Annotated in this window: 8 protein-coding genes; 5 read left to right on the top strand and 3 right to left on the bottom strand. The window is 43.5% G+C overall.

The features are described from left to right. Positions 1-567 (top strand): redoxin domain-containing protein (locus DP091_RS30990; protein ID WP_258394770.1); only part of this gene is annotated, 567 nt, incomplete at its 5' end. Between the two features lie 392 nt (positions 568-959). On the opposite strand, the gene DP091_RS30985 is transcribed toward DP091_RS30990, so the two are convergent. Then, entirely contained in the window at positions 960-2,312 is a 1,353-nt protein-coding gene (locus DP091_RS30985; protein ID WP_113061844.1) for an MATE family efflux transporter, read from the bottom strand. Between the two features lie 136 nt (positions 2,313-2,448). On the opposite strand from DP091_RS30985, the gene DP091_RS30980 reads away from it, so the two are divergent. Both DP091_RS30980 and DP091_RS31550 read left to right on the top strand, forming a co-directional pair. Then, positions 2,449-3,135: a TetR/AcrR family transcriptional regulator gene (locus DP091_RS30980; protein ID WP_113061843.1), complete on the top strand. Its 687-nt coding sequence runs from the start codon at positions 2,449-2,451 to the stop codon at positions 3,133-3,135. Positions 3,136-3,265: 130 nt separating this feature from the next. Beyond that, positions 3,266-3,409 (top strand): hypothetical protein, encoded by a 144-nt coding sequence (locus DP091_RS31550; RefSeq protein WP_181469971.1) that lies wholly within the window; start codon positions 3,266-3,268, stop codon positions 3,407-3,409. Positions 3,410-3,713: 304 nt separating this feature from the next. On the opposite strand, the gene DP091_RS30975 is transcribed toward DP091_RS31550, so the two are convergent. Next, a complete protein-coding gene (locus DP091_RS30975) occupies positions 3,714-4,604 on the bottom strand; it encodes a LysR family transcriptional regulator (RefSeq protein WP_113061842.1) in 891 nt (296 codons plus the stop codon). 101 nt (positions 4,605-4,705) lie between these two features. On the opposite strand from DP091_RS30975, the gene DP091_RS30970 reads away from it, so the two are divergent. Next, on the top strand, positions 4,706-5,614 hold the full coding sequence (locus DP091_RS30970; protein WP_113061841.1) for a DMT family transporter: 909 nt from the start codon (positions 4,706-4,708) through the stop codon (positions 5,612-5,614). Positions 5,615-5,891: 277 nt separating this feature from the next. Here the strand turns inward: DP091_RS30970 and DP091_RS30965 are convergent, their stop codons facing one another. Further along, complete coding sequence (locus tag DP091_RS30965) at positions 5,892-6,647, bottom strand: SDR family NAD(P)-dependent oxidoreductase (RefSeq protein ID WP_113061840.1); 756 nt, start codon at positions 6,645-6,647, stop codon at positions 5,892-5,894. A 232-nt stretch (positions 6,648-6,879) separates the two neighbouring features. Here DP091_RS30965 and DP091_RS30960 point away from each other — a divergent pair. Continuing rightward, positions 6,880-7,222, top strand: a 343-nt coding sequence (locus tag DP091_RS30960) for a MerR family transcriptional regulator (protein ID WP_113061839.1), incomplete at its 3' end; no start/stop codon positions are given.

The following is a 7,222-nucleotide window of genomic DNA, read 5'->3' as shown; positions in this document are numbered from 1 at the left end:
GTCTACATAGTGGGCGAGGAGTTTATATTGAATATTATAATACGCAGAATCATTCAGTATTTGTTATTGGTTGTTATCCTACTCGGTGGAGTATATGCAGTATTCCGATTCCAAGACGCTCCCCAAAGTCATGCCGGTGTGGGGGATATCGCACCGCCGTTTTCCTCAATGGATCTTGAGGGGAAACAAGTACGATTAACGGATTATAAAGGTAAACGCGTATTAATCAATTTCTGGGCATCTTGGTGTAATCCTTGTGTCAATGAACTGCCGCTACTGAACGAGGCATATAAGCTTGCAGGCGTTGATATGCTTGCAGTTAACGTTGGTGAGAAATCAGGAGCAGTTCAAAAATTCGTTGAACGTTATGAACTCGAATTTCCTATCGTCATGGACAGCGACCTCAAAATTAAACAAGCATATCAAGTGGTCGGCATGCCGCTAACACTGCTGATCGATGAGGAGGGTACAATTATTGACAGACATGAAGGTGAACTGACCGAAATGGAGGATATTTTGAATCTCATGAATCGGATCAAACAGGAGCAAGGTAACAAAAACCTGTAGATTATCAAGCATAGCTTCTTAGAGGAATTTTTGGTTGTGTTGAAACATATAGAGCAACCATAGAGGCAGTAGAATGTAAAACATCTTGGAATTGGAAGCTGATATAAAATCATGAAAGAAAAGGAAGAACCTTTGCTAGGCTAAGGTTCGCCAAAGACAAGAACTTGTACCGATTGCCGTAATGGACAAGAACATGAGCCTATTACCGATTAGATAAGTATCTAACTATGTTTCCATGCAATTTCATTAAGCTAACGGGCAGGATAATTGAAGATCAAACTCGTTGAGTCTTACTACATGTGAAGGCGAAACTTTCTGCTTCACCTTATCTAGAAAAGGCAGGAGCATGAGTTGCCTTTATCCTGCCTTCTTGCGTGTTAAGGTATCGGATTCTACTGTACTAAACGATCCAAATCCGGCTGCAATTTGTTCCGCAAAACATACAGCATGATGGCGCCGACAAGGAATGCGACGGCATCCGCAATGACGAGCGACCAGATCACCCCGTGGAAGCCGTTCATCCAATTGGCGATATAGAGCACAGGAATCAGAGTAACTCCTTGAATAACGGACATAATAAACGCGGCCGTTCCTTGCGCTGTTGCTTGGAAAATCCCCGTAAACAACGTGGTCATTCCTGTAATGAACAAGGATAAGAATGTCACATGCAAAATGTAGCTGCCCATTTCAATTAATTGCGGGTCATTCGTAAATAAACCGATTAAGTGGTCGGAAATCAGATAGACGATGACACCGAATACGATGGCTAACGCCACAATCGTTTTGATTGTAAATCCAATGGTTTGCTTCATCCGTAATTTATTCGCTGTAAAGGAAAAGGCAATGAGCGGCACGACTCCCTCGCATAAGCCCATCAAAACAAACTCAGGAAATTGCAATAAACGTGATGAAATTCCGTAAGCCGCTACGGCCGGATCTCCATATTCAATAAGAAAACGATTTAAGATGAGCGACATTGCACCCAAAAAGATACTCATAATAAAGACGGGAACTCCGATTTTGAATACATTGCTCAGAATCTCCTTGGAAGCCTTGAACCATTTTACGGAGACGGTTAAGAATTGGCTCTTGTATCCAATATGGAAGGCGTAGAATGCACTCGCAACCAAGTTGGAAATGACCGTAGCAGACGCAACGCCAATCACATCCCAATGAAACACGAAGATGACGAACGAATCGAGAATAATATTGACGACCACACTGAGAATCATACCGATCATCGATGTGATCGCTGCACCCTCCGAGCGCACGATATTCTCGAGCGTGAAGAATAATACGACGATTGGTGAACCGATAAGCATAATCGTGACATAGTCCTTCGTGTATCCAAAGGAGTCAAGCGTTGCCCCCAGGCCATAAATGATAGGATCGAGCAACGGAAGACCGACGGCCATCACAATTAGACCGAGAACCAAACTGCTGTAAAAAGCGAATGAAGATACTTGCTTTACATCATCATATTTTTTCTCACCGAGCAAACGGGAGATGAATGTACCGCTACCCATGCCAATCAAGGTGCCTAGCGCCATAATAATTGCGAATAACGGCAAGGTTAACGCGAGTGCGGTTAACATGGCGGTATTGTGAAGTGTACCAAGGAAATAGGCATTCAAGATGGAATAGATGACACTCATTGACGTGCCTAGCATCATAGGTACAGCGAAATGAGCTACGGCTTTTGCGACCGGGGCTTTTTCAAAGTAATGGAGGTTTTCTGCATCCATGCGGGTCACTACTTTCTTTATTTATTTTGGGTTCAATCTTACAGTGTTAGATTGAACCTTACAGTGTTAGATGATATCATGATCCTATGAACCTGTAAAGTATAAACTTACACTGTTAGATAAAGGGCGGATAACGATGAAAAAACAGCAACCTCAGATTTCGGAGGATAGGATTTTGGAAGCCTCGTGGGAGTTACTTGGTGAGGAGGGGATCGAGAAATTCAGCATGAGACGATTGGCCGTTAGGCTAGGGATTCAGGCTCCATCTATATACTGGTACTTTAAGAGCAAGCAGAATCTCTACCAGCGACTGGCCAACCAGGTATCGAAAATCATTCTGGATGAGTACCGCTCCGAGGGGGACTGGAAGGAGCAGCTGAAGGGACTTGCGGTAACGGTCCGAAGCGTGCTCAGCCGGTATCCCTGCTCCACGCAGCTCATGATGTCGACGCTGCCCCACGAACCGGACATCATCCGGTTCACCAACCGTACGTTGCTCTGCGTGGAATCGACGCCGCTTGAGCAAGAGCAAAAAATACAAACGGTACTTACGATTATGAATTATGTCTTCAACTTCGTTCTGGATGATTATGAGCACCAGCGCAATGTCTCCGCGATTCTTAAGGACCATGGAGCGGGGGCGCTTCCGGGTGAGGAAATGACTCGCCTTCTGGATTCTATGAGCGAGACGGATGCGGGACTGTTCCGGAGAATGTTCACGAACGGGCTGTTCGAACTGATGGGGACCGACAAGGCGTTCGAGTTCGGCTTGAAGTTGATTCTGCTCGGGATTGAGCAGGTGATAAAGGAGCAGGAGAAGTAGGAACTAAGAACCGCCCATCCGTTTAGTCGCACCAAACTGCGCTATAGATGATACGGGGAACCTTACCAGAAGTAGGGCAAAATTTTGTTCAGTGGGGTGGAGAGAAAGATTTATGCCGGGGGACAGGATCATGTTCCCATTGAAAGTCGCTAATTTAGCGGCTTTTTTGTTCTATCGGTACAAGTTCTTGTCCCGAGCCAAGGACAAGAACTTGTACCGATTGCCGATTAGAAAAGCATCTAACTATGTATCCATGCAATATCCGTTAAGCTAACGGACAGGAGAGTTTAATAAAACAAGGGTATAATACACAAAATACTGGAGGGAATGTCTTGTTTAAACGGTTTGTTCCTCTAATTTTCATCTACTTTGGCCTTTGTAATCAACTATGAACCACTCATCGCTACAGCTACATCTATGCTTTTGCCTTTAAATGCTGAACAAAATGCTAATAGAACAAGATGTCTTAAGCATTGATATTCGAAATCGAACTAGTACAGAAAGAACTATTGCTGAGGATTTTAAAAATACTAATTATTTGGGGAACTGAATCTTCTGCCATGCGCGATAATTGAACATTAGTGGAACCGATCCCCGGATAAATAAAGCTCCTTTGCAGTCTGGAGGAACAGTTTCACCCCGTGTGAAGCCTCCTTTAATGAAGGAACTGCCAAGTGAATGTCTCTATAGGGCTGCGGATTAATGGTCCGGATGCGGACATTAGGTGGCAGTGTAGATAGCGACAAAGAAGTTTTCGATACGATCGAGATTCCCAAGCCTTCTTGAATCATGCTCAACGCCGTATTTATGTTGTGACCGTTATATTTGGCGTACAACGTGGTTCGGAATTGCTTAAATAGCTCAAAAATCGGCGTTACAAACCCGCCTTTGCACACAATCATAGGTTCATTATCCAGATCCGTAATATGAATGGTTTGGCGGCTTTGCAAGGGATGATCATCCCGATGGACCAGGCATAATTCATCTCGAAAGAACGGAATCGTTTCAAGCTCGTTGCCCGGCGGTATAATCCAACCGACATCGATTATTCTGGATTCTAGCCATTTTTTAATCTCTTCGATGGTTCCTTCAAACAGTTCAAATGTCAGCCCCGGATGCTTCTCCCCAATGATTCGCAATAATTTTGGCAAGAAGTGCGCGGACACAATCGGGAACACCCCGACACGAACGGTGCCAACTTCAAACCCTTTTTCAGCGGTTACCTCCTGCTCTACCTTATTGTAACCATGCAAAATCTCTCTGAATATGGCAAGCAAGCGCAAGCCGATATCGGTGAGGATAACCCCGCTTTTTCGTTCACGAATCATGAGAGTGACTCCTAATTCCGATTCAAGCGTTGAGATGGCTCGGCTGACGGCAGGTTGTGTCATATTTAATTGCTCACCGGCTTTGGTAAAGCTACCAGTCTCGACTATTTTCACAAACAACATCAATTGCGAATGTGTCATAACAATTATGATATCTCCTTCATAATAAACATGCATTTTATTTATAAGTTGATCTATTGTACCATGGTAATCACCATTACACAAAGGAGCGCTGAAGATAAATGCAACTTTCGCGAACACTTACTGTTATCCTGTTAACCTTTTTAGTCGCAATGTGGGGAGTGAACTGGCCGTTGTCCAAATATGCACTCGAGTTTGCACCCCCATTGCTTTTTGCCGGCTTGAGGATCACGATCGGAGGTCTCATTCTGCTTCTTTTCGCTTTGCCGCGTTATAGATATCTTAATTTGAAGCATACTTGGCATATTTACCTAATCTCCGGATTACTGAATATCATTCTCTTTTTCGGTTTTCAAACGTTCGGACTGAATATGATGCCTGCCGGTCTATTTTCGACGATCGTGTTCATGCAGCCCGTTCTTCTCGGAATCGGAGCTTGGTTGTGGTTAGGCGAATCCATGAACGCTTTCAAAATAGTCGGCTTGGTTCTAGGCTTTATAGGAGTCGCTGTTATCAGCATAAACGATGGCTCTGGAAATATTTCGACCGTTGGTATCTTGCTTGGTTTAGCCAGCACGATTACTTGGACATTCGGTACGATTTATATGAAGAAAACATCTACTAAAGTCGATGCAATCTGGTTGACTACCCTTCAGATGATTTTTGGTGGAATTGTTTTGTTGATAGCGGGTACTACCGTTGAAAACTGGACGGATATCGCTTGGCACCAAACGTTTATCTCGACTTTATCGGTTATTGCAATCTTCTGTACGGCCTTGACCTGGCTCGTTTTCTTTCTGCTTGTCAGATCGGGCGAAGCCGGCAAAATCGGATCGTTTAATTTTCTGGTCCCGCTCATTGCGATCGTGATCAGCGTTCTCTTTTTGGGAGAAACGATTACGACCAAGATGGTGGTGGGACTTATTCTAATTATCATAGGTATTGCACTTGTAAACCTCAAAATGAAATCACTGCAAAAGCGCGGCAATATGCAAAAGGTGGATATGTAGGCAAGGTAGGGGTAACGCAAAATCGTTATTACTCATGATATTGATTGTTGATCTATTGGCTGGTTTATTGAATTATCAGGAAAAGATACCCCTAAAAAAGCAAAGGCAGTCGACCAAGAGATCGGCTGCCTTTGCTTCTTGAACTAAGGATAGAATAGTTGGAATAGAGTGGATCATAGGAAGCATAGCTGACACTATCCTTAGACACACAATATGGTCGTATTCGTTCGGCAACAGCTCTAGTTTCACGGATTGTCTTTGCTGCTATTACTTGCGATCAGATATTCTGACCACCCGAAACTTCGATTCTCTGTGCATTAATCCAGCGATTGTCGGATCCAAGTAGGTTGGCGACTGCAGGACCAATGTCCTCGGGTACGCCGACTCGACCAAGGGCAGTCATCGAGGCAAACGTGTCATTGTAAGCAGGTATGTCGCGTACAGAACCTCCTAGAAAATCGGTTTCGATTGCACCAGGTGCAATAGTATTGGCGGTTATACCTCGGTGACCAAGTTCTTTGGCCAAATAGATGGTTAGAATCTCGACCGCACCCTTTGCGGCGGAATAGGCAGAGAAGCCAGGATAAGAAACGCGAGTGAGTCCCGATGAGAAGTTCACGATACGACCACCATCTGCAAGAAGCGGCAGAAGAGCCTGGGTCAAGAAAAATACGCCTTTGACATGCACATTAAACAGGCCGTCGAACTGAGCTTCAGTAGTTTCGGCATAGTCTATCATTTCTCCGTGGCCGGCATTATTCACTAAATGATCGAAAGTGTCACTATCCCACGTTGACCGCAGGGTCGAACGTACTGTCTCAGCAAAGGCCGCAAAGCTGGCAATATTTCCAACATCAAGTTGTAATGCCACTGCTTTACGACCCAAAGATTCGATCTCAGCAACAACAGACTTTGCTTCTTCTGCTTGGCTACGATAGGTCAAGATGACGTCACCGCCATGACGGGCAATACTGATGGCAGTATTGCGACCAAGTCCACGGCTACCACCAGTGACGATTGAGATATTATTCATTGTAACTTCATCCTTCCAGAACTCATTTTTTAATTGCATTGTTATCATAGATGATAAAGTTTACTTTAAGTCAAGACATTTTCACTGAAAAAATTAGTGTATAATTGAACCAGTGAAATATTTGATTTCATCATATTTTTCTCTTCTTTTTACAGCGTCAATTTGGTTTTTAATTAGATTTGCCAAAAAATCAATTAAAGTTTACTTTAATAGGAGGTGATGAGTTTTATTTATGTTGACTATAAAGAAAGTGACTGAATTGACAGGAATAGCGGCTCCCACACTTCGATATTACGAAAAGGAGGGGCTGCTTCCGCATGTGAAGAGAAATGAAAATGGGAAGCGGTTATATGACGAAAATGATTTAAGCTGGATTCACTTCGTTACTGCGCTTAGAGCAACAGGAATGCCGATTGCTCAAATTCAGAAGTATGTCTACTTGTATAAAGAAGGAGATTCGACGATTTCGGAACGAAAAATGATGATGCTCCATCATAAAAAAGAAATTGAGAAAAGCATAAGAGAGCTATATTTTAATTTAGATAAAATAAACTATAAACTTGCTCTATATGATG

The sequence above is a fragment of the Paenibacillus sp. MDMC362 genome, assembly GCF_003269305.1.
Classification (GTDB): domain Bacteria; phylum Bacillota; class Bacilli; order Paenibacillales; family Paenibacillaceae; genus Paenibacillus_AQ.
The sequence above is the reverse complement of the archived record's forward strand: the minus strand, read 5'-3'. Positions and strand labels throughout refer to the sequence as shown.